The sequence below is a fragment of the Mobiluncus sp. genome, from assembly GCF_985070215.1.
The window spans coordinates 1-20238 of the sequence record NZ_CFKZQR010000029.1 but is presented as its reverse complement, the minus strand read 5'-3'; the positions used below and the strand labels follow the sequence as shown (position 1 = coordinate 20238).

Genomic DNA, 20238 nt, shown 5'->3' with positions numbered 1-20238 from the left:
CCATGCTAGAACTTTCGCATATTTCCAAGGCGTTTTTCCGTCACACCGTTAACGAAAAAATTGCTCTGCGTGACATCTCCCTGCAGTTGGACGAGGGTGACTTTGTGACCGTCATCGGTTCCAACGGAGCGGGCAAATCAACCTTGCTGAACATCGTCTCGGGACGCTACCGCCCCGACTTGGGACAGATACATATTGACGGCCACGATGTGACGCGCAAACCTGACTACAAAGTGGCGCGTTACGTGGGACGCGTGTTCCAAGACCCGATGGCGGGAACCTGCCCGCACATGACTATTGAAGAGAACTTGGCGATTGCCTGGGCCCGCACCCATGGGCACGGGCTGGGACTCGGGGTGACCCGAGCCCGCAAGGCACAGTTCCGCGAAGAGCTCAAGGTTTTGGAGCAAGGTTTGGAAAATCGCCTGACTGCCCGTGTGGGTTTGCTCTCCGGCGGGCAACGTCAAGCGCTGTCCCTGGTAATGGCCGTGTTCACTCAGCCGAAGATTTTGCTTCTCGATGAACACACGGCGGCTTTGGATCCGGCGCGTGCCGAGTTGATCACCCGGTTGACCCAGGAGCTAGTGGCGCGCCACGGACTGACCACCCTGATGGTGACTCACAATATGGAACAGGCTCTGCACCTGGGCAACCGCCTCATCATGATGCATGAGGGCGAAATCATTATGGAACTGAGCGGGAAAGACAAGGAAAACGCGACTGTGGACGACCTGCTGGCTCAGTTCGCCAAGTTCAAAGGCGCGGCGCTATCTGACCGGACCATGCTGTCCTAATTTTTGTCCCGAGCCTGCCGCTTAGTTCAGCTGTTTTGGGTATTTCCCGGTGTAGTGGCGTCTCGGCTTGGGTTTGTAATAGCATTTAAAGAGTCGAAAGTGTGCAACATTTTTCGTGAACAGTTGTTTGTGGCGGGTTTGAACTGACCGCAGAATTTGCATCAGACAGCGGTTTTAGCGTAGGCTTTATCCTCGGCGCATCTTGAGGCGGGTTCACGCCTCCCAGTGCGCACTTGCCTGGCAAAAGTCAGGTGGAATGGAAATCCAACGGTGCGAGTTTTCGCTCGTGTTGCGTTTATAAATGCGACACACCCGAAAGCGTGTACCGGTGAAGAACCAGTTAGAGAGAGGTTAGCCCATGGCGGGACAAAAAATCCGCATTCGGCTGAAGTCTTATGACCATGAGGTCATTGACTCCTCGGCAAAGAAAATTGTCGAGACGGTAACCAGTGCTGGCGCTACCGTAGTCGGACCTGTGCCCCTGCCGACCGAAAAGAACGTTTACGTTGTGATTCGGTCGCCGCACAAATATAAGGACAGCCGGGAGCAATTTGAAGTTCGCACCCACAAGCGTCTGATTGACATTATTGACCCCACGCCTTCCGCAGTTGATTCGCTGATGCGTCTTGAACTGCCGGCAGACGTGAATATTGAGATTAAGCTGTAAGGAGGACCACGATGACTAACGACACCATGGCCTCTGTAAAGGCATTACTGGGGCGCAAGCTCGGCATGACCCAGGTCTGGGATGAAGACGGCAAGTTGATTCCCGTGACGGTGGTCCAGGTCGAAAAGAACGTTGTCACCCAGATTCGTACCAATGAAACCGACGGCTACGATGCTGTCCAGCTGGGCTTCGGCAAGATGGACGAGCGCAAGGTCACCAAGCCGATGGCGGGTCACTTCGCCAAGGCCGGGGTAGAACCGCGCCGTCACCTCGCGGAAATTCGCACCAACGACGCCAGCTCCTACGAGCTCGGCCAGGAACTGGGCGCGGATGTTTTTGACGCGGGAGTCCTGGTGGACGTTTCCGGAAACACCAAAGGCAAAGGCTTTGCCGGGGTGATGAAGCGTCACGGTTTCCAGGGCGTGTCCTCTTCTCACGGTGCACACCGCAACCACCGCAAGCCCGGCTCTATCGGTGCTTGCGCTACCCCGGGCCGCGTGTTCAAAGGCTTGAACATGGCCGGCCGTATGGGAGGTAACCGTCGCACCATCATGAACTTGAAGGTTCAGGCTGTGGACGCGGAAAAGGGTCTGGTCGTTTTGACCGGCGCGATTCCCGGCCCCAAAGGCGGCATCGTCATGATCCGCTCTGCAGTGAAGGGAGCCTAACAATGACTGAAAACCGCAGCGTAGACATTTTTGATGGCGTCGGCAAGAAAACCGGCACCGTAGAGCTGCCCGGAGAGGTTTTCGACCTCGACTTTAACAACCCCTTGGTACACCAGGTCGTAAACGCCCAGTTGGCGGCCGCTCGTCAAGGGACCCACGCCACCAAGACTCGTGGTGACGTCGCCGGCGGCGGCAAGAAGCCGTGGCGTCAAAAGGATACCGGCCGGGCTCGTCAGGGCTCTATTCGCGCCCCGCAGTTCGCTGGCGGCGGCACCGTACACGGTCCGCAGCCTCGTGACTACTCCCAGAACACCCCGAAAAAGATGAAAGCTGCCGCTTTGCGCCAGGCTTTGTCTGATCGGGCGCGCGCTGGGCGTATCCACGTGTTGAGCGACTTCGGTGTCAAGGAAGCCCCGTCCACCAAGGCCGCGAAAGCAGCTTTGCAGGGTGTTGTCGACGATCGTCGCGCCCTGATTGTGTTGACCCCGGAAGTTGATGACGTCGTGGCGTTGAGTGTGAATAACCTCAGCGAGCACCACGCTCTGTTCGTCGGCGAGCTGAACACCTACGATGTGTTGGCTAACGACGATGTGGTGTTCTCGGCGACGGCGTTGGACTCCTTCCTTGGGAAAGGAGAAGACAAGTGAGCCTGGAAAAGACTAAGAACCCGCACGACGTGATTATTAAGCCCGTCGTCAGCGAAAAAGCCTACAACTTGATTGACCACGGTCAGTACACCTTCGTGGTGGCTCCCGACGCAAACAAGGTCGAAATCAAGTCGGCTATCGAAGAAATCTTTAAGGTAAAGGTTGCTTCCGTCAATACCCAGAACCGTGAGGGCAAGCGCGTGCGCACCCGCACCGGCTGGGGCAAGCGTAACGACACCAAGCGCGCCATCGTTACCCTCAAAGAGGGCTCGATTGACGTCTTTGGGATGCAGGCCTAAGGGGGATAACTCATGGGAATTCGTAAGTACAAGCCAACAACTCCGGGCCGTCGTGGTTCTTCCGTGTCAGATTTCGCGGAAATTACGCGTGATCACCCGGAGAAGTCCCTGGTTCGTCCGCTGCACAAGACCGGTGGGCGCAACAACAAAGGTCGGATTACCTCTCGTCGTCGCGGTGGTGGCCACAAGCGTCAGTATCGCCTGATTGATTTCCGTCGTCACGACAAGGATGGTATTCCCGCCAAGGTGGCTCACATTGAATACGATCCGAACCGTTCGGCGCGCATTGCTTTGCTGCACTACGCCGATGGCGAAAAGCGCTACATCTTGGCTCCGTCCAAGTTGAAGCAGGGCGATTCCATCGAACAGGGTCCCACTGCGGATATCAAGCCCGGCAACAACTTGCCGCTGAAGAACATTCCGCTAGGTACCACGATTCACGCTGTAGAGATGCGTCCGGGCGGCGGGGCCAAGATTGCCCGCTCCGCTGGCGTTTCTGTCCAGCTGGTCGCCAAAGAGGGGCGTTTTGCTCAGCTGCGGATGCCGTCTGGCGAAATCCGCAACGTGGATGCTCGTTGCCGCGCCACCATTGGTGAAGTCGGTAACTCCGATCATGCCAACATCGACTTGGGCAAGGCCGGTCGCTCCCGTTGGTTGGGACGCCGTCCGAAGGTCCGTGGTGTGGTTATGAACCCGGTTGACCACCCGCACGGTGGTGGCGAAGGCCGCACTTCCGGTGGCCGTCACCCGGTGAGCCCCTGGGGCAAGCCCGAGGGTCGTACTCGTAGCAAGAAGAAGGCGTCGAATCAGTACATTGTCCGTCGCCGTAAGACTGGCAAGAATCGCTGATAGGGGAGTTTGTTTATGCCACGCAGTTTGAAGAAAGGCCCCTTTGTTGATGCTCACCTGCAAAAGAAGGTGGACGCACAAAACGAGGCCAACACAAAGAACGTCATTAAGACCTGGTCGCGCCGTTCGATGATTACCCCGGATTTCCTGGGTCACACCATCGCGGTGCACGACGGTCGCAAGCACGTGCCGGTGTTTATCACCGAATCCATGGTCGGTCACAAGTTGGGTGAATTTGCTCCGACTCGTACTTTCCGTGGTCACGACAAGGAAGACAAGAAAGGTCGCCGCTAAAGCGGGGGAGGGATAGAACATGAAAGCTACTGCTCATACCCGCTATGTGCGCGTGACTCCGCAAAAGGCTCGCCGCATCATGAATGAGGTGCGCGGAATGGAAGCGAACAAGGCGCTTGACGTGCTGAAGTTTGCTCCGCAAAAGCCGGCCTTGCCGATTCGCAAGACTCTGGTTTCCGCCTTGGCTAACGCTGAACAGGCTGCTCGCAACGCCGGTACGTCTTTTGATTCCGATGAGATGTACGTCATCGAGGCCTACGTCAATGACGGACCCACGATGAAGCGTTTCCGGGCTCGGGCACAAGGGCGCGGGGCGCGTATCTTGAAGCGTACTTCTCACCTGACCATTGTGGTGGGAGACGCGGAAGACAAGAAGGAACTTGCCGCTCCGTACTTGCCGTCCCAGCGTCGTCCGGAAGCTGATCGGATTTCGGCTTCCGCCGCAAAGAAGGCCGCTGCGGCCGCTGTCACGAAAAAGGCAGCTAAGCCGGTAGAAGCCAAGGAAGAGTCGGCTGCGAAGTCCACGACCACGGCCAAGAAGGCTCCTGCCAAGAAGCCGGCCGCGACTAAGTCCACGACTACCAAGGCTTCGGCCACCAAGGCGAGCACGACCAAGTCCACGGCTGCGAAGTCCAAGACCACCAACTCGGCAACGACGAAGTCCACTGCGACCAAGACAACGGCCGCAAAGTCTACGACTTCGAAGTCGAGCACGACCAAGTCCACGGCTACGAAGAGCACGGCGGCAAAAAAGCCCGCCGCGAAAAGCACTGAGAAGGGAGCGGAGTAAATAATGGGTCAGAAAGTACATCCCACTGGTTTCCGTCTGGGCGTAACCGCGGAACACCGTTCCCGCTGGTTTGCTGACTCTACGAAGTCCGGTCAGCGTTACCGCGACTTCGTGAAGGAAGACGTCGAGATTCGTCGTCTCATGCAGGACAAGCTAGAACGTGCCGGTATTTCTAAGGTCGAAATTGAGCGGACTCGCGATCGCGTGTCTGTGGACCTGTACACGGCTCGTCCCGGTATCGTCATCGGACGACGCGGTGCGGAAGCAGATCGCTTGCGCGCCCAGCTGGAAAAGCTGACGGGCAAACAGGTGCAGTTGAACATCCGCGAGGTTAAGAACCCCGATTTGGATGCGCAGCTGGTCGCTCAGTCCATTGCTGAACAGCTCAGCGCCCGTGTGTCTTTCCGTCGCGCGATGCGTAAGGGAATGCAGTCTGCGCAGCGTGCGGGTGCCAAAGGTATCCGCGTGCAGTGCTCCGGTCGTTTGGGCGGTGCGGAAATGTCCCGCTCCGAGTTCTACCGGGAAGGCCGCGTGCCGCTGCACACTCTGCGCGCCAACATCGACTACGGCTTTTACGAAGCGCGGACCACTTTTGGACGCATCGGTGTGAAGGTCTGGATTTACAAGGGTGACATGACCGAACGGGATTGGAACCGGATGCAGGCTGAACAGGCCGGCCGTACGGGTCGCCGCAACGACCGTCACGCGGGGACCCGCCGTCCTCGTGCCGACCGTCCTGCTGACAACGCGGCCAACGAAAACGTAAACGAAACCCCCGAAGCCGCGACTGTCGCCGCCGGGGCAACCACAGAAACGGAGGCATAAGCAATGCTGATTCCTCGTCGTACTAAGTGGCGTCGCCAGCACCGTCCGGGCCGGCGTGGCTACGCTAAGGGCGGCACCGAAATCGCTTTCGGCGATTACGGTATCCAAGCCCTGGAGGGCGCTTACCTGACTAACCGTCAGATTGAAGCGGCTCGTATTGCCGTGACTCGTCACGTCAAGCGTGGTGGCAAGATCTGGATTAACATCTTCCCGGATCGTCCGCTGACCAAGAAGCCCGCGGAAACTCGTATGGGTTCTGGTAAAGGTTCCCCCGAATGGTGGGTGGCTCCGGTGAAGCCCGGCCGTGTGCTGTTTGAAATCGCCGGGGTTAGTGAAGAACTGGCTCGCGAAGCTCTGTCTCGCGCCCAGCACAAGCTGCCCATCAAGACCCGTTTTATTTCCCGAGAGGGTGGTGAATGAACATGATAGGTTCCAAAGGACTGGCTCCTAACGATTTGGACGCCATGGATAACGAGCAGCTCGCGATGAAGCTGAAGGACGCGAAGCAGGAGCTTTTCAACCTGCGTTTCGCCCAAGCTACCGGTCAGCTCGAAGACCACGGCCGCATCAAGGCGGTTCGCCGCGATGTCGCTCGTATCTACACCATTTACCGTGAGCGGGAACTCGGCATTCGTACCGAGCCCAGCGTTAAGGAGTAATCAATGGCAGACGAAACTATGACCACCGAAACGACCGAACGCAATCACCGTAAGGTGCGCCGCGGCTACGTGGTGTCCGATCGTATGGAAAAAACCATCGTGGTTCAGCTCGAAGACCGTGTGAAGCACCCGCTTTACGGCAAGGTCATGCGTAAAACCAAGAAGGTCACGGTTCATGATGAGCAAAACCTCGCCGGTATCGGCGACTTGGTCGTCATCATGGAAACGCGCCCGCTGTCCAAGACTAAGCACTGGCGCCTGGTGGAGATTGCCGAAAAGGCCAAGTAATTCTCCACAACTAAAACTCGGTTGAGGTCTTTAAGACCTTTCAATCTGGATAAAGGACGCGGCTCGGATACATTATGTGTCCGGGCTGCGTCCTATTTTCCCCGCTGCTTGGCCCGACTGTTGAAAGCGCGTCGCTTGACCTCATTTTGGCGCGCATCTCCCTCTAGAATATAGGGGTGATTGCGTTACCATCTTTGTCTGAATTGAAAAATTCTCGTTCCCTGAAGTGGAGCATCCACCCCGGATCTCTGGGAATGTGGGTCGCGGAAATGGACTTCGGAATCGCGCCCGCCGTGAGGGATACCCTGCAGTCCGCACTCGACGACACCGTTACCGGTTATCCTCCCGTAGGGCTGTCCCAGCAGGTGTGCCAGGCGATGCGCGAGTTCTATGCGGATGAATTCGGCTGGCAAATCGAGCCCGATGCGGTTGGCGTGGCCTCGGACGTATTGTCGGTGCTGCAAGCCGTGATGAGTATTCTTCCCCCGCAGGCTCCGGTGGTGGTGCCGACCCCGGCCTACATGCCATTTTTGACGATGCCCCAGGACCAGGGCCACGAAGTCGTCCAGGTCGTGTCCAACTATGAAGTGCAAACTGGCCAATATCAGCTGAACTTGGAGGGAATCTCGCAGGTTTTCCGCTCGGCTGAGGTCGGGGGATTGCTGGTGTTGTGCAACCCCTGGAACCCTGTGGGCAAGTGTGTGAGTCCCGCCGAAATGTCTGGCTTGTGCGCTATTTTGGAACAATATCCGAACGTTTTAGTGTTCTCAGATGAGATTCATTCCCCGCTGGTCTTGGATGGGAAGCTCTGTCCCTTCGCTCACTTCTCGGAATTGGCCGCCTCCCGGACCGTGACTGCTTCAGCTGCCTCAAAAGGCTGGAACATCCCCGGTCTGCACTGTGCGCAATGGATTATTCCTGATGAATCGCTGCGGCAACGTTTACGCACCCCGCTGCAAGTTTTTGCCTCCGGGGCGACCCCGTGGGGGATGCTGGCTACGATTAGCGCTTTTCGTGATAGTCGCGATTGGTTGGGGGAAGTCAAGGCGCAGATTGTCGAAAATCGAGAAACCGTCCGCAACTGGCTGACAAATCACGGTGAGCACTTCCGGGTGTTCCTCCCCGAGGCGACCTATTTGTCATGGTGGGAAACCGATGGAATCCTCGGAGATTGTCCCGCCCAGACCCTCCGGGAGCGCGGTCTAATTGTCAACGACGGTGCGGACTTGGGCAAAGGCTTTGAAAAATCCTTCCGTTTGAACCTAGCGACCACCCCCGAAGTGCTGCACGCGGCTTTAGGGGTTATAGAAGCCGGGATATAAGCTTTCCAAAACATCATTGTTACCTCTTTCTGGTAGGAGGTTTAGAGGAGTATACGGATACAGACCTCACGTTCCAGCGCGAGTAATTTCCCTGTTAAATGTAGTTGAATAGGGGTTCTGACCGGGAGGCAATTTTCTTTTCTGTTTTGCTTGACAGGGCACTCCTTTGTATGGCAGGATTTGTGTAAACGTTTACATGTAATCGTTTACACAATGAAGTGGAGAGTCAGTGCGTGCTAACGTGACTATCAAAGATGTAGCCGAGGAATCTGGAGTTTCGGTCGCTACCGTGTCGCGCGTTCTCTCGGGAAAATCGGCTTCTGAAAAGGCAAAACTGCAGGTGTATACGGCGATTAAAAAGCTGCACTACACCCCTAATGGCCTAGCCCGTTCTTTGCGTTCAAAACAGAATCGGGTTGTGGCAGTACTTGTTTCGGACGTGCGCAACCCCTATTTCGGTCTCCTTGCCCACGGACTGCAAACTAGCCTGGCAGAATCCGGGTATGCCATGATTATCGGCAACGCCTCAGAGAACTTTGAGCAACAGGAGCAATTTCTTCATCAAGCTTTGGAACATCGAGTGGATGGGATGATTCTGGTTATTCAGAGCCGACATTCCTCAGCTCTGAAACAGGTGCAACGAGCGGGTGTTCCTGTTGTGTTTGTTGACCGCACGATGGATGGTTACGAGGTACCTACAGTAGATTCAGATGCCTACCCAGGAATTCGGGAGGCGCTGATTCACCTGCAGGGGCTGGGACACAAACGCATTGGGATGGTGTTGGGTCCAGAACATACTTCAACTACTCAACAGCGTCTTCGAGCCTTTCAAGAGGTTGGTGCTGAACTAGGGCTGGAAACCGTGGTTGATCCAAAGCCGGCAGGTGAAGAACACTCGGTTGCGTTGATGCAAGAGCTGCTGGAGGCCAATGTCAGTGCAGCCATTATTGCCTACACTCCTCGCCTGTGGCCGATACTCAGTTATCTCGGTAAACAGGGAATCCATGTACCACAGGATTTATCAATTATCGGTTATGATGACCTGCCAATCATGGAGCATCTCAATCCGCCGTTGACCACGATTAATCAGGACATTGAGCAAATGAGTTCTCTGGCCGTTGAGGAGTTGCAGAAACTAATTTCGGGGGAAGAAGCGCAAAGCCTTCACTTGCCAACCTCTCTCATACTTCGCAAATCCACAGCGCGGGCAAAGTAAGGAGCAGCGCAGATGACAACGTTGGAGCTAAAGCATATTTACAAGTCTTTTGGGCCAGTAGAGGTGTTAAAAGACATATCTCTACGCGTAGAACCAGGGAAAGTACATGTGTTGTTGGGCGAGAACGGCGCCGGGAAATCCACCCTCATAAAAATCATTGCCGGGATATATGGTGCAGACAAGGGCGAGCTGTTCCTGGATGGCAAACCTGTGACAATAGCTAACGTTAAGGACGCGGAGGCGCACGGAATCTCGGTAATTCACCAGGAACTCAACCTCGTCCCCAAGATGAGTGTGGCAGAGAACCTTCTGCTGGGCAGACTCCCCACTAAGGTCGGAGTGTTAGATAAACGAGAACTTTATCGCCAAGCGCAAGAAGCTTTGGATTTGGTAGGCATGAAGCTCAACCTCAAACAGCCTGTGGGTGAATTGGGGATAGCAGGTCAGCAGCTGGTGGAAATCGCCAAGGCTCTCTCAGTGAAGTCCAAAATACTGATTCTTGATGAGCCTACAGCCGCCTTGACGACAAAAGAGATAAAGGTCTTGTTCGAACTGATGCGCTCACTTAAGTCACAGGGTGTGGGGATGATTTTTATCTCTCATCACCTAAACGAACTGGCTGAAATCGGGGACACGGTGTCGGTGCTGCGGGACGGAAACCTAGTGGCGCAAGTTGATGCGCAAACTCCAGAGCCCGAGCTAGTGCGTCTCATGGTGGGACGTTCTATTGACGAGCAGTTTCCTGCCCGCAAGGTTAAAGCCGGAGAGATAATGCTAGAGGTTAAAAATCTCAGTTCAGCAGGGAAATTCTCCGATGTCAGTTTCAATGTTCGCGCTGGAGAGGTGCTGGGCATCGCCGGGCTGGTTGGTGCAGGAAGAACCGAGGTTTTAAGAGCCATCGCCGGAGCCGACACATTTGACTCAGGAATAATCCGAATTCAGGGAAAAGAAGTGCCGAATTCCCAGATTGCTAAGAAGATTTCTCTAGGTCTGGGCATGGTTCCTGAAGACCGAAAGGCTCAGGGCCTAGTTTTGGGTGCTACGGCTTGCGAAAACCTCGGCTATGCAAAACTCATGCCCAGTGCTCGTTTGGGGATAGCGCAACGAGGAATGTTGCGTAAACAAGCTGAGGGAGTGTCCCAGCGGATGCGAGTTCGTATGGAGAGCATTGATCAGAAAGTCAAAGAGCTTTCGGGTGGAAACCAACAAAAATTAGTCTTTGGACGGTGGGTGTTGGCCGAATCGAAGGTGCTACTTCTCGATGAGCCGACTCGCGGGGTCGATGTGGGCGCAAAAGTCGAGATTTATGAACTTATTAATCAAATCGTGTCCGATGGTGGCGCGGTGGTGATGGTTTCAAGCGAATTGCCTGAGGTACTCGGTATGTCAGATCGGATTCTGGTGATGTCGGAAGGCCGTGTTGCAGGGGAACTCCCAGGTAAAGGAACCACTCAAGATGAAATCATGACACTGGCGGTTTCCAATGTCGCAGAGTTGTCACAGATCTAGAAAAGAAGGTCAATATGCAAACAGTAACGAAACCGAGTACTAAACGTGAAGTGAAACCGTCTAGCGGACTGGTTAAGGTCAAAACCTTCCTTGCCAACAATGGAGCCCTAGTCGGTTTGGTAATCCTGGCCATCGTTTTGAGTCTAGCGTCACCGGTGTTCCTCTCGGTCAATAACATTACCCAAATCGGTGTGCAGACAGCGGTCACTGCCATTCTTGCGTTTGGAATGACTTTCGTGATCGTGGCAGCTGGTATCGACTTGTCGGTTGGTTCCATGTTGGCCCTGTCAGCCATGGTGGGTGCTTACGCTTTCACTGTTATGGGCGTCCCCAGCTGGCTGGCTTTGCTAGTCGGATTGTTAGCTGGAATCATGTGCGGGGCAGTAAACGGGATTAGCAATGCATATTTTCGTTTGCCGTCTTTCATTGCTACTCTAGCGATGCTGTCCATAGCGCGTGGACTCACCCTGGTCATTTCCCAAGGCAAACCGATTCCTACCCCACCCGCAGTGAATTTGTTAGGCGGGAGTCTAGGCCCGATTCCCGTCCCGATTATCGTGTTTGCTCTCTCGGGAATCGTGGCGGCTTTAATCCTCAACCGTACCGCTATGGGACGTGCCATGTATGCTGTCGGCGGCAATATCGAGGCCGCTCGGCTTTCGGGCATTCCCGTGAAAAAAGTGCAGGTGACCGTGTTTGCGTTGTGCGGACTCTATGCAGGTGTGGCAGGAATGGTTATGGCTGGTCGGCTTAATTCCGCTGGAGCTCAAGCCGGTGTGGGATACGAGCTCGACGCTATTGCCGCGGTTGTGATTGGAGGCGCATCCCTGGCCGGCGGTTCAGGTAAGGTTTCCGGAACTCTGGTTGGGGCTCTCTTGCTGGCGGTAATTCGTAACGGGCTCAACATTATGAATGTTCCTTCCTTCTGGCAACAGGTGGTTATAGGACTGGTCATCGCCATAGCGGTGGGGATTGATGCTTTGAAGAACAAAGAATCTGCACACTAAACCACAAGAGTAGGGCTTGCCCTAGGAAGAGGAAGCCTACCTTGCGCATTCAGACATTGCAATAAATAAACAACATGTTTCGAGGAAAATCCCGGAACAAAACAACCAGAAAGGTAAACATATTATGAAAAAATTTCACAAGTTATTTGCATCCGGAGCCGTCCTAACTCTAGGAATCTTAGGCTTGAGTGCTTGCGGCGGCGCCGATGCTGCCAATAACGGAGCCTCCTCAGGGGAGACGGGCAGTGCCTCAGGTGGGAAAAACCTGGTATTGCTAGTTTCTACCCTGAGCAACCCCTTCTTTGTCGACCTGAGCGACGGTGCCAAGGCCGAAGCGGAAGCAAAGGGCTACACGCTGGAGATTTCTGATGCTCAGGATGATTCGGCCACCCAGGCTAACCAGGCTCAAAATGCCATCAGCAAGGGCGTGAGTGCGGTAATTATTAACCCGGTGGACTCCGATGCGGCGGGACCCTCTGTTGAAGCGTTGAATGGTGCAAAAATTCCTGTTATTGCGGTTGATCGCGGCGTCACTACCGGCAAACTGGATTCTTTTGTGTCTTCGGATAACGTACTCGGCGGCAAACTTGCGGCGGAGCAGATTGCCAAGGCCATCGGCGAGAAAGGAGACGTCATTGTGCTTCAAGGGGTGCCGGGTGCCTCCGCAACTCGTGACCGTGGTCAGGGCTTCGAGGAAGGCATCAAGGCCTTCCCGAATATCAAGGTAGTTGCTTCCCAGACTGCTAACTTTGACCGCGCCGAGGGGTTGGACGTGGCATCAAACCTGCTGCAGGCTAATCCAAATGTGAAGGCTATCTTTGCGCACAACGATGAGATGGCATTGGGAGCTTTGAAAGCCTTAGCGGAAAAGGCTGGTAAAGATGTATTCGTCTTTGGCTTCGATGGCACGAATGATGGCTTGCAGGCTGTGCAGGATGGAACCATGCTTGGAACGATTGCTCAGCAACCTAAAGAACTGGGTAAAATCGCCGTGGATCAAGCAATTAAGTTCTTGGAAAGCGGGAAGGCCGATGCCAATGTTCCGGTGGAGGTCAAGACTGTCACCAAAGAAAATGTTGCGGAGTATGCCAAGTGACAATAGCTGTTTTCGGATCTCTGAACGCTGACCTGAATCTGACAGTGGCTCGCCACCCCCAGCCGGGAGAGACCCTTTTAGGTGGGGGTGGCGGAGTCAGTGCCGGAGGTAAGGGAGCGAACCAAGCTCTTGCTGCCGCTCTGACTGGACACCAAGTGATGATGATTGGACAGGTTGGAAAGGATGCCAATGCGCAGGTGGTGGTGGAGTTTCTGCAAAAAGCTGGCGTGGACTTGAGTTTTGTGCGTCAAGTAGACACTCCCACCGGTCTGGCGGTTGTAACCGTTGAACAGGAAGGCGAAAACTTCATTATCGTAGTCCCCGGAGCAAACGGAGCTATGAATAGTGGTGAAATCGAGTGGATTAACCCGGCATTGCACCAAGCCGATATCCTGGTGATGCAGGCAGAAATTCCGCAAGACTGCATTCTGGAGGCCGCAAAACGATTTGTGGAATCCGGAAAGCGGGTGGTTTTGAATCTCGCCCCAGCAATAGCTGTGAATCCATGGCTACTTTTGCATAGTAATCCGCTGGTAGTAAATGAGTCCGAGTCACGTCTAGCGGCAAGCTGCTTAGGATTGAATCTCAACAATGCTGAGGACATTGATGTCGCGAAAGCATTGCTGGAAGCAGGAGTTCCCTCGGTGGTTCTGACTCTTGGTTCGCAAGGATCACTGTTGGGGGAACATACTTCGGAAGGTAGTATTAGCGTTTCTCATCTAGATGCCATCCCTGTTCAAGCTGTGGATGCAGTAGGTGCGGGTGACGCGTTCACCGGAGTGCTAGCGGCAAAATTAGCTGAGGGTCAATCCCTCCAAGATAGCGCATTGGCTGCGACGCGATTTGCTTCCGAAACAGTAAAATACCCTGGCGCGCAATCTTCTTATTGGCAGACAGCCAAAACCTTGAAAGGAATCTGATGAAGAAACAAGGCATTTTGAATCGCAATCTTCTCGCTCAAATCGCATGTTTGGGACACACAGACACTCTCGTGTTGGCGGACTGTGGCCTACCGATTCCTCGGGATATTCCTGTGGTGGATTTGAGTGTGGTGTTCGGTTTGCCTCGTTTTCAACCGGTACTCCAGGCTCTGTTGTCAGAGCTTGAAATAGAAGCGTGCTGCTATGCCTCCGAGGCTATCGGCACCGAGGTGGAATCTTGGTTTGCCGAGATTCCTGGGACTCATGACACGATTCCACATGAGGAACTCAAGCGCCGGGTAGCGCAAGCAGCTTTTATAGTCAGAACTGGGGAAGATACTCCGTGGGCGAATGTGATTTTACGTTGCGGCGTGCCTTTCGGAAAATGAGCACTAAATAACTGTTTGCCCGGGCATGGTGCCTGGGCAAACAGTTATTTTACGGTTCTGTCTCCCCGTGAAGACACCGGTGTCTTCTCAACGTAGATGAGACTTTACGGGGGAGTCCGACAGATGGTGCCTTTTGGGCGCTAAAAACCATGATGGGCCTCACCCGCAGGTAAGGCCCATCGGAGGCTCGTGATGGAATCGAGACGGATTTAGATGGCGCTCAGTGCCGGCAAGAGACCCGCGCTCGATTCGCTAGCCACTGCTCCCATGAACGCCAGTCCTCCCACAACCGTCAAGATGATAGTGATACCGATACCGATAAGTCCCAAAATCGTGATTACCATAGCGACCGTGGTCCAAGTCCTTAGTCTGGAAGTAGGTTCCATATTTTGAGCCGCCATCTCATTTTTCGCTTTGCTGCCCAGATACCAGGCAATAGGTGAGCAAAGCCAAAAGAAGATGCCGATAATAGCCAGTACCATTACGGTCTGTTCCTGGGGGTGCTCATAAGGGCGGGCGAATTGACCGGGCATGGGTTGCCCCGGCATCTGCTGGCCCATCGGTTGACCCATCGGCTGTCCGGGCTGCGGCCCGGGGACCTGACCAGGATTACTTTGCTGGGGCTGATAAGGGTTGGACATAATTCCTCCTCAAGAATAAATAGCAACACCTACGTCCCAACTTATCAGGAAAATTCCTTGGTTCGCTACCCATTAATCGTTGCGGCTTCAGGAACGCCAAGTCGCGCAAAGGCTGACCAGTGTTGCAGAGTCTGGGAAGTGAGGCAGTCTATTGTGGCGCATCAGTTAAACGTGCTGGGGTTTAACACACTTGGGCAACTTGTCCGGTCTCTACGTCATACATAAACCCGCCAACTTCGGCAAACCCTTTAATCAGGGCGTGGTTGCGCAGAGTCTCCACGTCATCACGCAAATGTTGGTCTTGGTTCGGATCTGCGCCAAAGACCAAATCTCCAACGGGTTGTCCAGCTTGTTTGGCAATAATGGTCCGTAATCCCGCTTCGTCAGTGGAAGCCATGGTGCAATTGGTGTGTTCCAGCACCATAATTCGGTCCACATTGAGTTTATGAACCGCTGCGATGGCACCAGCCAACGTGCTGGGCTTTAAGAATCCACCGGGAGTGCGCAGAACCTTGGCTTGTCCAACATTTAGCCCAAAAATCTCGAGAGGATCGAGACGGGAATCCATACAAGTCACAATCAGCAACCCATGCGCGGGAGCGCCGGGCAGGCCACGGTAGGGGAAGTTTTTGGCGTATTGAGCATTAGCTTGTAAGAGATCATCAAACACAATCTCAGCTTAGCGGTTTTTGCAACGGGACGGATGGCGGTTTGGCTGCGGTTTGCCACCCCCGCCAATAAATACTAAACTTGGAGGGTTGCTTTTGGCTGAGACCTCTCACAAATGTGTCTGTGTCAGCCAGGGGTTTCAATTCCGCCCGTTTGAGGTGGGATTTGTGCGCCCTTGCAACGCAAGATAGGTTCGGCAAGGCTCTATTGAGAACCGGCCAGACGAAGGAGAAAAGATGATTCAGCAGGAGTCGCGACTGAAGGTCGCCGACAACACGGGGGCTAAGGAAATCCTTTGCATCCGTGTGATGGGCGGCTCGAAGCGACGCTACGCCGGCATCGGCGACACCATTGTCGCGACCGTCAAGGATGCTATCCCTGGCGGCAACGTGAAAAAGGGTGAGGTCGTTAAGGCCGTCGTAGTCCGCACCAAAAAGGAGACCCGCCGCAAGGACGGTTCCTACATTCGTTTCGACGAGAACGCCGCTGTCATCCTCAAGAACGATGAGGAGCCGCGCGGCACCCGTATTTTCGGGCCCGTCGGGCGTGAACTTCGCGAAAAGAAGTTCATGCGCATTATTTCACTCGCCCCGGAGGTGATCTGATGGCAGCAAAGTTGAAGGTTGGCGACGAAGTCGTGGTGATAACTGGCCGCGACAAAGGCAAGCATGGCCGGATTCTGCAAATCGACCGGAAGCGTGAACGCGTGGTGGTCGAGGGCATCATGATGATGAAGCACCACAACAAGGCGGGGCGGACCCATCAGGGACCGACTGGCGGCATCGAAACGAAAGAGGCCTCCATTCATATTTCCAACGTGATGTACTACGAGCCCGCGGCGGCCAAGGCCAAGCTGGGTAACACGACCAAGAAGGTTGCGGGTACCCGGGTGGGGATGCGCGAAGAGGTCGTGGATCGCGATGGTAAAGAAAAGACCGTTCGGATTCGCGTGTCCAAAGCTACCGGGAAGGATCTGTAATGGCAGAGGAAACATACACCCCGCGGCTTAAGACCAAGTACCGCGAAGAAATCAAGGGCCAGCTGCTCAAGGAATTCAAGCACCAGAACGTTAACCAGGTTGGCGGTTTGGAAAAGATTGTCGTGAACATGGGTGTGGGTGCCGCTGCGCACGACCACAAGCTCATGGAAGGCGCTATCTCTGACCTGTCCACCATCACCGGCCAGAAGCCCGTGGTTGACAAGGCTCGCAAGTCCATCGCCCAGTTCAAGTTGCGTGAAGGTTCCCCGATCGGGGCTCACGTCACCCTGCGCGGTGACCGCATGTGGGAGTTCCTCGATCGCTTGCTTTCCACGGCTTTGCCGCGTATCCGCGACTTCCGTGGTTTGAGCTCCAAGCAGTTCGACGGTCACGGAAATTACACTTTCGGCTTGACCGAACAATCCGTGTTCCATGAGATTGACCAGGACTCCATCGACCATGTACGGGGGATGGACATCACGGTCGTAACCACCGCTGCTACTGATGACGAAGGCCGGGCACTGCTGAAGTACCTCGGTTTCCCGTTCAAGGAGGATTAAGAATGGCTAAAACCGCTTTGAAGAACAAGGCTGCGCGCAAACCCAAGTTTGCGGTGCGTGCCTACACTCGGTGCCAGCGCTGTGGTCGCCCTCATTCGGTGTATCGCAAGTTTGGCTTGTGCCGTATCTGCCTGCGTGAGATGGCCCATAATGGCGAGCTCCCCGGCGTTAAGAAGTCTTCCTGGTAAACACATTAGGGGGCAGGTCGATTACGAAACCGCCTCAGAAAGGGCCCAAGCCCAATGACAATGACTGATCCCATAGCAGACATGCTGACACGTCTGCGCAACGCCAGTTCGGCGTACCACGAGTCGGTATCTATGCCGTACTCGAAAATGAAGGCCGCAATCGCGAACATTCTTCAGACTGAGGGTTACATCAAAGACTACGAAGTCGAGGAAGCGCGAGTCGGTAAAACTTTGACGCTTAACCTAAAGTACGGCGCCAAACGTGAACGCGCGATTTCCGGTGTGAAACGCGTCTCCAAGCCCGGTTTGCGGGTGTATGCAAAGTCCACCAAACTGCCGAAGGTCCTGGGCGGCCTGGGCGTGGCGATTATCTCGTCCTCGTCCGGTATGCTCACTGACCGCGAGGCAGCCGACAAGGGTGTAGGCGGAGAAGTTATCGCCTACATCTGGTAAAGGAGGCTGACATGTCGCGTATCGGTAAGATTCCGGTGGAAATTCCCGCCGGTGTGGAAGTAAATATCAATGGACAAGACGTTTCCGTCAAGGGTCCCAAGGGTACCTTGACCATGTCCGTGGCCAGCCCGATTACCGCAAAGGTTGATGGGTCGACCGTGGTCGTGAGCCGTCCTGATGATGAACGCGAATCCCGTTCTCTGCACGGTTTGACTCGTACCCTCATCGCCAACATGGTTGAGGGTGTCACCAACGGATATTCCAAGGTTCTGGAGATTCAGGGCACTGGTTACCGTGTCAACCAAAAGGGCGCTGGCCTGGAGTTCCAACTCGGTTTTTCGCACCCCGTCAACGTGGAGCCCCCCGAGGGCATCACGTTCAAGGTGGAAGGTAACCGGGTCACCGTCGAGGGTATCTCGAAGGAACAGGTCGGCGAGGTCGCCTCGAATCTGCGCAAGATTCGTCCGCCGGAGCCTTACAAGGGTAAAGGCGTGCATTATCTGGGCGAAAATATTCGCCGCAAGGTTGGAAAGGCAGGTAAGTAATCATGGCTTATTCTGTAAAGGGTAAAGGCAAGCGGCTGTCGCGTCTGCGTCGCCACCAGCGGGTCCGCAAGAGCATGTTCGGATCTGCGGAAAAGCCGCGTTTGGTCGTGACCCGTTCTAACCGGCACATGGTCGCCCAGCTTGTCAACGATTACGAGCACAAGACTATTGTGAGCGCTTCCACCATGGAGGACGCTTTGCGTGGTGCTAAAGACAACAAGGTGGCCAAGGCGACCGAAGTTGGCAAGTTGATTGCACAGCGTGCCAAAGCCGCTGGGATTACCCAGTGTGTGTTTGATCGCGGTGGAAATATGTATCACGGTCGCGTTGCGGCTGTGGCTGAAGGTGCCCGCGAGGGCGGACTGAGTCTGTAAGGAAAGTTGAGAAAATGGCTGAACAAGAACAGCAGGTTACAGGCGAGACCGCAGACTCTGTGGACCAGACCACGGACTTTGGTGCTAATGATGCCCAGGATCGTGGCGGTCGCCGGGAGCGCCGCGGAAATCGCCGTGAACGCGATGACCGCCGTGACAATCGTCGTGGCGGCAGCGCTGATGACAAATACATTGAACGCGTGGTGACCATCAACCGTGTGTCCAAGGTGGTGAAGGGCGGTCGTAACATGTCCTTCTGCGCTCTGGTCGTGGTTGGCGACGGGGAAGGTACCGTCGGTGTTGGTTACGGCAAAGCTAAGGAAGTTCCGGCAGCGATTGCTAAGGGCGTGGAAGAGGCTAAGAAGTCCATGTTCCATGTTCCGATGATTCGCCACACTATCGTCCACGAGGTTCTCGGTGAGGATGCTGCGGGCGTAGTACTGCTCAAGCCGGCTTCCCCCGGTACCGGTGTAATCGCCGGCGGCCCGGTGCGTGCGGTTATGGAATGCGCCGGAATCCGCGACGTTTTGTCCAAGTCTTTGGGCTCTGACAATGCGTTGAACATCGTGCGCGGTACCGTGGATGCGTTGAAGCAACTCGAACAGCCGGAAGCCGTAGCGGCTCGCCGCGGTTTGCCGCTGGAGCGCGTGGCTCCTGCCGGCATGTTGCGGGCTCGCGCCGAAGGTGAAGCTCAGGTGCGCGCCGAAGCGGTTAAAGCCGAGGCTGAATTGGCTGCCGAAGGAGTGAGTGCGTAATGGCTAAGAACCTGAAAATCACTCAGGTGAAGTCCACGATTGGTTCCTCGCGAGATCAGCGGGCTACTGTGGCTTCCCTGGGACTAAAGAAAATTCGTCAGTCTGTGGTTCGCCCTGATAATCCGGCCGTGCGCGGCCAGGTGCATAAGGTGCGCCACCTAGTAAGCGTGGAGGAGGTCGACTGATGAGCGAGAGCGAAGAGGAAAAGACCGCCGCGGAAAAACCCGCGGCAAAGAAAGTTCCGGCTGCTGCCAAGAAGCCGGCAGCCACCGCTAAAAAGGCAGCTGCCAGCGACGACGTTAAGGTGACTTACCTGCACGATTTGCGTCCGGCTCCGGGCTCTAACAAGGCCAAGACTCGTGTCGGCCGCGGTGAAGGTTCGAAGGGTAAGACTTCGGGTCGCGGCACCAAGGGTACCAAGGCACGTTACCAAGTGCCTTTGGGCTTCGAGGGTGGCCAGATGCCGATGCATATGCGTCTGCCTAAGTTGCGCGGCTTTAAGAACCCCTTCCATGTCGAGTACCAGGTAGTGAACCTGGATCGCCTCTCCGAAGTGTTCCCCAAGGGCGGCACTTTGACGGTTGACGACTTGGTTGACAAGGGTCTGGTCCGTAAGAATTCCCTGGTCAAGGTGCTGGGAACCGGTGAAGCGACAGCTAAGTTTGACTTGACTGTAGATGCTTGGTCCAGCTCCGCTAAGACTAAGGTCGAGGCTCAAGGCGGGTCTTTGACCGCACGTGTTCGCTGAGGATTACGGCGGGGGAAGCAAACGGGCAAACCCCGCTTCCCCCAAACCATCTTTCACCCGCATCCTCTTTTATTCATAAATAGGGTG

Annotated in this window: 31 protein-coding genes; 29 read left to right on the top strand and 2 right to left on the bottom strand. The window is 55.1% G+C overall.

Annotation, left to right across the window (positions count from 1 at the left end; translation table 11 throughout):
• The first annotated feature begins 2 nt into the window (after nucleotides 1-2).
• From AC5LBQ_RS06615 to rbsD, 19 genes are all read left to right on the top strand, one after another.
• On the top strand, nucleotides 3-794 hold the full coding sequence (locus AC5LBQ_RS06615; RefSeq protein ID WP_295026548.1) for an ABC transporter ATP-binding protein: 792 nt from the start codon (nucleotides 3-5) through the stop codon (nucleotides 792-794).
• A 358-nt stretch (nucleotides 795-1152) separates the two neighbouring features.
• Complete coding sequence (gene rpsJ / locus AC5LBQ_RS06610; protein WP_004008351.1) at nucleotides 1153-1461, top strand: 30S ribosomal protein S10; 309 nt, start codon at nucleotides 1153-1155, stop codon at nucleotides 1459-1461.
• Between the two features lie 11 nt (nucleotides 1462-1472).
• Complete coding sequence (rplC, locus tag AC5LBQ_RS06605; RefSeq protein ID WP_282922104.1) at nucleotides 1473-2129, top strand: 50S ribosomal protein L3; 657 nt, start codon at nucleotides 1473-1475, stop codon at nucleotides 2127-2129.
• 2 nt (nucleotides 2130-2131) lie between these two features.
• Nucleotides 2132-2776 (top strand): 50S ribosomal protein L4, encoded by a 645-nt coding sequence (rplD, locus tag AC5LBQ_RS06600; protein WP_493264979.1) that lies wholly within the window; start codon nucleotides 2132-2134, stop codon nucleotides 2774-2776.
• Entirely contained in the window at nucleotides 2773-3075 is a 303-nt protein-coding gene (gene rplW, locus AC5LBQ_RS06595; RefSeq protein WP_282922102.1) for a 50S ribosomal protein L23, read from the top strand. The genes rplD and rplW overlap by 4 nt, the downstream gene beginning before the upstream one ends.
• Nucleotides 3076-3087: 12 nt before the next feature.
• Complete coding sequence (gene rplB, locus AC5LBQ_RS06590) at nucleotides 3088-3924, top strand: 50S ribosomal protein L2 (RefSeq protein WP_282922101.1); 837 nt, start codon at nucleotides 3088-3090, stop codon at nucleotides 3922-3924.
• Nucleotides 3925-3939: 15 nt separating this feature from the next.
• Nucleotides 3940-4218 carry a 30S ribosomal protein S19 gene (gene rpsS / locus AC5LBQ_RS06585; protein WP_282922100.1) on the top strand — a complete coding sequence of 93 codons (279 nt, stop codon included), beginning with the start codon at nucleotides 3940-3942 and terminating at the stop codon, nucleotides 4216-4218.
• Nucleotides 4219-4237: 19 nt separating this feature from the next.
• Nucleotides 4238-5008 (top strand): 50S ribosomal protein L22, encoded by a 771-nt coding sequence (gene rplV / locus AC5LBQ_RS06580; RefSeq protein WP_298635893.1) that lies wholly within the window; start codon nucleotides 4238-4240, stop codon nucleotides 5006-5008.
• A gap of 3 nt (nucleotides 5009-5011) precedes the next feature.
• The gene (rpsC, locus tag AC5LBQ_RS06575; RefSeq protein WP_282922098.1) at nucleotides 5012-5833 is read left to right on the top strand and encodes a 30S ribosomal protein S3; all 822 of its coding nucleotides are present in this window, start codon (nucleotides 5012-5014) and stop codon (nucleotides 5831-5833) included.
• A gap of 3 nt (nucleotides 5834-5836) precedes the next feature.
• Nucleotides 5837-6253: a 50S ribosomal protein L16 gene (gene rplP / locus AC5LBQ_RS06570; protein ID WP_282922097.1), complete on the top strand. Its 417-nt coding sequence runs from the start codon at nucleotides 5837-5839 to the stop codon at nucleotides 6251-6253.
• Nucleotides 6250-6492, top strand: coding sequence for a 50S ribosomal protein L29 (rpmC, locus tag AC5LBQ_RS06565; protein WP_004008342.1), 243 nt, complete (start codon nucleotides 6250-6252; stop codon nucleotides 6490-6492). The genes rplP and rpmC overlap by 4 nt, the downstream gene beginning before the upstream one ends.
• Before the next feature lie 3 nt (nucleotides 6493-6495).
• Nucleotides 6496-6780, top strand: a complete 285-nt coding sequence (gene rpsQ / locus AC5LBQ_RS06560) for a 30S ribosomal protein S17 (protein WP_004008341.1) — start codon at nucleotides 6496-6498, stop codon at nucleotides 6778-6780.
• 176 nt (nucleotides 6781-6956) lie between these two features.
• Nucleotides 6957-8102, top strand: a complete 1146-nt coding sequence (locus AC5LBQ_RS06555; protein ID WP_493264978.1) for a MalY/PatB family protein — start codon at nucleotides 6957-6959, stop codon at nucleotides 8100-8102.
• Between the two features lie 229 nt (nucleotides 8103-8331).
• Nucleotides 8332-9318: a LacI family DNA-binding transcriptional regulator gene (locus AC5LBQ_RS06550; RefSeq protein WP_493264977.1), complete on the top strand. Its 987-nt coding sequence runs from the start codon at nucleotides 8332-8334 to the stop codon at nucleotides 9316-9318.
• 12 nt (nucleotides 9319-9330) lie between these two features.
• Nucleotides 9331-10827 carry a sugar ABC transporter ATP-binding protein gene (locus tag AC5LBQ_RS06545; RefSeq protein ID WP_493264976.1) on the top strand — a complete coding sequence of 499 codons (1497 nt, stop codon included), beginning with the start codon at nucleotides 9331-9333 and terminating at the stop codon, nucleotides 10825-10827.
• A gap of 14 nt (nucleotides 10828-10841) precedes the next feature.
• Nucleotides 10842-11834 (top strand): ABC transporter permease, encoded by a 993-nt coding sequence (locus tag AC5LBQ_RS06540; RefSeq protein ID WP_295026563.1) that lies wholly within the window; start codon nucleotides 10842-10844, stop codon nucleotides 11832-11834.
• Nucleotides 11835-11958: 124 nt separating this feature from the next.
• Nucleotides 11959-12930, top strand: coding sequence for a D-ribose ABC transporter substrate-binding protein (locus AC5LBQ_RS06535; RefSeq protein ID WP_297345652.1), 972 nt, complete (start codon nucleotides 11959-11961; stop codon nucleotides 12928-12930).
• The gene (locus AC5LBQ_RS06530) at nucleotides 12927-13850 is read left to right on the top strand and encodes a ribokinase (protein ID WP_491680832.1); all 924 of its coding nucleotides are present in this window, start codon (nucleotides 12927-12929) and stop codon (nucleotides 13848-13850) included. Before AC5LBQ_RS06535 ends, AC5LBQ_RS06530 begins: the two co-directional genes overlap by 4 nt.
• A complete protein-coding gene (rbsD, locus tag AC5LBQ_RS06525; RefSeq protein ID WP_493264975.1) occupies nucleotides 13850-14239 on the top strand; it encodes a D-ribose pyranase in 390 nt (129 codons plus the stop codon). The genes AC5LBQ_RS06530 and rbsD overlap by 1 nt, the downstream gene beginning before the upstream one ends.
• 209 nt (nucleotides 14240-14448) lie before the next feature.
• On the opposite strand, the gene AC5LBQ_RS06520 is transcribed toward rbsD, so the two are convergent.
• Nucleotides 14449-14880 carry a hypothetical protein gene (locus AC5LBQ_RS06520; RefSeq protein ID WP_491680833.1) on the bottom strand — a complete coding sequence of 144 codons (432 nt, stop codon included), beginning with the start codon at nucleotides 14878-14880 and terminating at the stop codon, nucleotides 14449-14451.
• A 181-nt stretch (nucleotides 14881-15061) separates the two neighbouring features.
• Complete coding sequence (locus tag AC5LBQ_RS06515; RefSeq protein WP_297345653.1) at nucleotides 15062-15550, bottom strand: beta-class carbonic anhydrase; 489 nt, start codon at nucleotides 15548-15550, stop codon at nucleotides 15062-15064.
• 235 nt (nucleotides 15551-15785) lie between these two features.
• Between AC5LBQ_RS06515 and rplN the strand changes: the two genes are divergently transcribed.
• The 10 genes from rplN to rplO are packed head-to-tail and all read left to right on the top strand — an operon-like array spanning nucleotide 15786 to nucleotide 20151.
• Nucleotides 15786-16154, top strand: a complete 369-nt coding sequence (gene rplN / locus AC5LBQ_RS06510; RefSeq protein ID WP_004008332.1) for a 50S ribosomal protein L14 — start codon at nucleotides 15786-15788, stop codon at nucleotides 16152-16154.
• Nucleotides 16154-16528 carry a 50S ribosomal protein L24 gene (gene rplX / locus AC5LBQ_RS06505; protein ID WP_297345654.1) on the top strand — a complete coding sequence of 125 codons (375 nt, stop codon included), beginning with the start codon at nucleotides 16154-16156 and terminating at the stop codon, nucleotides 16526-16528. Before rplN ends, rplX begins: the two co-directional genes overlap by 1 nt.
• Nucleotides 16528-17088: a 50S ribosomal protein L5 gene (gene rplE, locus AC5LBQ_RS06500; RefSeq protein ID WP_282922086.1), complete on the top strand. Its 561-nt coding sequence runs from the start codon at nucleotides 16528-16530 to the stop codon at nucleotides 17086-17088. The genes rplX and rplE overlap by 1 nt, the downstream gene beginning before the upstream one ends.
• Nucleotides 17089-17090: 2 nt before the next feature.
• On the top strand, nucleotides 17091-17276 hold the full coding sequence (locus tag AC5LBQ_RS06495) for a type Z 30S ribosomal protein S14 (protein ID WP_004008329.1): 186 nt from the start codon (nucleotides 17091-17093) through the stop codon (nucleotides 17274-17276).
• 54 nt (nucleotides 17277-17330) lie between these two features.
• Entirely contained in the window at nucleotides 17331-17729 is a 399-nt protein-coding gene (rpsH, locus tag AC5LBQ_RS06490; RefSeq protein WP_004008328.1) for a 30S ribosomal protein S8, read from the top strand.
• Nucleotides 17730-17740: 11 nt separating this feature from the next.
• Nucleotides 17741-18274 carry a 50S ribosomal protein L6 gene (gene rplF, locus AC5LBQ_RS06485; protein ID WP_282922085.1) on the top strand — a complete coding sequence of 178 codons (534 nt, stop codon included), beginning with the start codon at nucleotides 17741-17743 and terminating at the stop codon, nucleotides 18272-18274.
• A 2-nt stretch (nucleotides 18275-18276) separates the two neighbouring features.
• The gene (rplR, locus tag AC5LBQ_RS06480) at nucleotides 18277-18648 is read left to right on the top strand and encodes a 50S ribosomal protein L18 (protein WP_282922084.1); all 372 of its coding nucleotides are present in this window, start codon (nucleotides 18277-18279) and stop codon (nucleotides 18646-18648) included.
• 14 nt (nucleotides 18649-18662) lie between these two features.
• Nucleotides 18663-19403 carry a 30S ribosomal protein S5 gene (rpsE, locus tag AC5LBQ_RS06475; RefSeq protein WP_493264974.1) on the top strand — a complete coding sequence of 247 codons (741 nt, stop codon included), beginning with the start codon at nucleotides 18663-18665 and terminating at the stop codon, nucleotides 19401-19403.
• Nucleotides 19403-19588, top strand: a complete 186-nt coding sequence (gene rpmD / locus AC5LBQ_RS06470; protein ID WP_282922082.1) for a 50S ribosomal protein L30 — start codon at nucleotides 19403-19405, stop codon at nucleotides 19586-19588. Before rpsE ends, rpmD begins: the two co-directional genes overlap by 1 nt.
• Nucleotides 19588-20151, top strand: a complete 564-nt coding sequence (gene rplO / locus AC5LBQ_RS06465) for a 50S ribosomal protein L15 (protein WP_297587291.1) — start codon at nucleotides 19588-19590, stop codon at nucleotides 20149-20151. Before rpmD ends, rplO begins: the two co-directional genes overlap by 1 nt.
• The last annotated feature ends 87 nt before the right edge of the window (nucleotides 20152-20238 follow it).

Bases quoted from the DNA above. Each gene is read 5' to 3' on its own strand.
- AC5LBQ_RS06615 (WP_295026548.1), top strand. From the start codon at position 3: ATGCTAGAACTTTCGCATATTTCCAAGGCGTTTTTCCGTCACACCGTT.
- rpsJ (WP_004008351.1), top strand. From the start codon at position 1,153: ATGGCGGGACAAAAAATCCGCATTCGGCTGAAGTCTTATGACCATGAG.
- rplC (WP_282922104.1), top strand. From the start codon at position 1,473: ATGACTAACGACACCATGGCCTCTGTAAAGGCATTACTGGGGCGCAAG.
- rplD (WP_493264979.1), top strand. From the start codon at position 2,132: ATGACTGAAAACCGCAGCGTAGACATTTTTGATGGCGTCGGCAAGAAA.
- rplB (WP_282922101.1), top strand. From the start codon at position 3,088: ATGGGAATTCGTAAGTACAAGCCAACAACTCCGGGCCGTCGTGGTTCT.
- rpsS (WP_282922100.1), top strand. From the start codon at position 3,940: ATGCCACGCAGTTTGAAGAAAGGCCCCTTTGTTGATGCTCACCTGCAA.
- rplV (WP_298635893.1), top strand. From the start codon at position 4,238: ATGAAAGCTACTGCTCATACCCGCTATGTGCGCGTGACTCCGCAAAAG.
- rpsC (WP_282922098.1), top strand. From the start codon at position 5,012: ATGGGTCAGAAAGTACATCCCACTGGTTTCCGTCTGGGCGTAACCGCG.
- rplP (WP_282922097.1), top strand. From the start codon at position 5,837: ATGCTGATTCCTCGTCGTACTAAGTGGCGTCGCCAGCACCGTCCGGGC.
- rpmC (WP_004008342.1), top strand. From the start codon at position 6,250: ATGAACATGATAGGTTCCAAAGGACTGGCTCCTAACGATTTGGACGCC.
- rpsQ (WP_004008341.1), top strand. From the start codon at position 6,496: ATGGCAGACGAAACTATGACCACCGAAACGACCGAACGCAATCACCGT.
- AC5LBQ_RS06545 (WP_493264976.1), top strand. From the start codon at position 9,331: ATGACAACGTTGGAGCTAAAGCATATTTACAAGTCTTTTGGGCCAGTA.
- AC5LBQ_RS06540 (WP_295026563.1), top strand. From the start codon at position 10,842: ATGCAAACAGTAACGAAACCGAGTACTAAACGTGAAGTGAAACCGTCT.
- AC5LBQ_RS06535 (WP_297345652.1), top strand. From the start codon at position 11,959: ATGAAAAAATTTCACAAGTTATTTGCATCCGGAGCCGTCCTAACTCTA.
- rbsD (WP_493264975.1), top strand. From the start codon at position 13,850: ATGAAGAAACAAGGCATTTTGAATCGCAATCTTCTCGCTCAAATCGCA.
- AC5LBQ_RS06520 (WP_491680833.1), bottom strand. From the start codon at position 14,880: ATGTCCAACCCTTATCAGCCCCAGCAAAGTAATCCTGGTCAGGTCCCC.
- rplN (WP_004008332.1), top strand. From the start codon at position 15,786: ATGATTCAGCAGGAGTCGCGACTGAAGGTCGCCGACAACACGGGGGCT.
- rplX (WP_297345654.1), top strand. From the start codon at position 16,154: ATGGCAGCAAAGTTGAAGGTTGGCGACGAAGTCGTGGTGATAACTGGC.
- rplE (WP_282922086.1), top strand. From the start codon at position 16,528: ATGGCAGAGGAAACATACACCCCGCGGCTTAAGACCAAGTACCGCGAA.
- AC5LBQ_RS06495 (WP_004008329.1), top strand. From the start codon at position 17,091: ATGGCTAAAACCGCTTTGAAGAACAAGGCTGCGCGCAAACCCAAGTTT.
- rpsH (WP_004008328.1), top strand. From the start codon at position 17,331: ATGACAATGACTGATCCCATAGCAGACATGCTGACACGTCTGCGCAAC.
- rplF (WP_282922085.1), top strand. From the start codon at position 17,741: ATGTCGCGTATCGGTAAGATTCCGGTGGAAATTCCCGCCGGTGTGGAA.
- rplR (WP_282922084.1), top strand. From the start codon at position 18,277: ATGGCTTATTCTGTAAAGGGTAAAGGCAAGCGGCTGTCGCGTCTGCGT.
- rpsE (WP_493264974.1), top strand. From the start codon at position 18,663: ATGGCTGAACAAGAACAGCAGGTTACAGGCGAGACCGCAGACTCTGTG.
- rpmD (WP_282922082.1), top strand. From the start codon at position 19,403: ATGGCTAAGAACCTGAAAATCACTCAGGTGAAGTCCACGATTGGTTCC.
- rplO (WP_297587291.1), top strand. From the start codon at position 19,588: ATGAGCGAGAGCGAAGAGGAAAAGACCGCCGCGGAAAAACCCGCGGCA.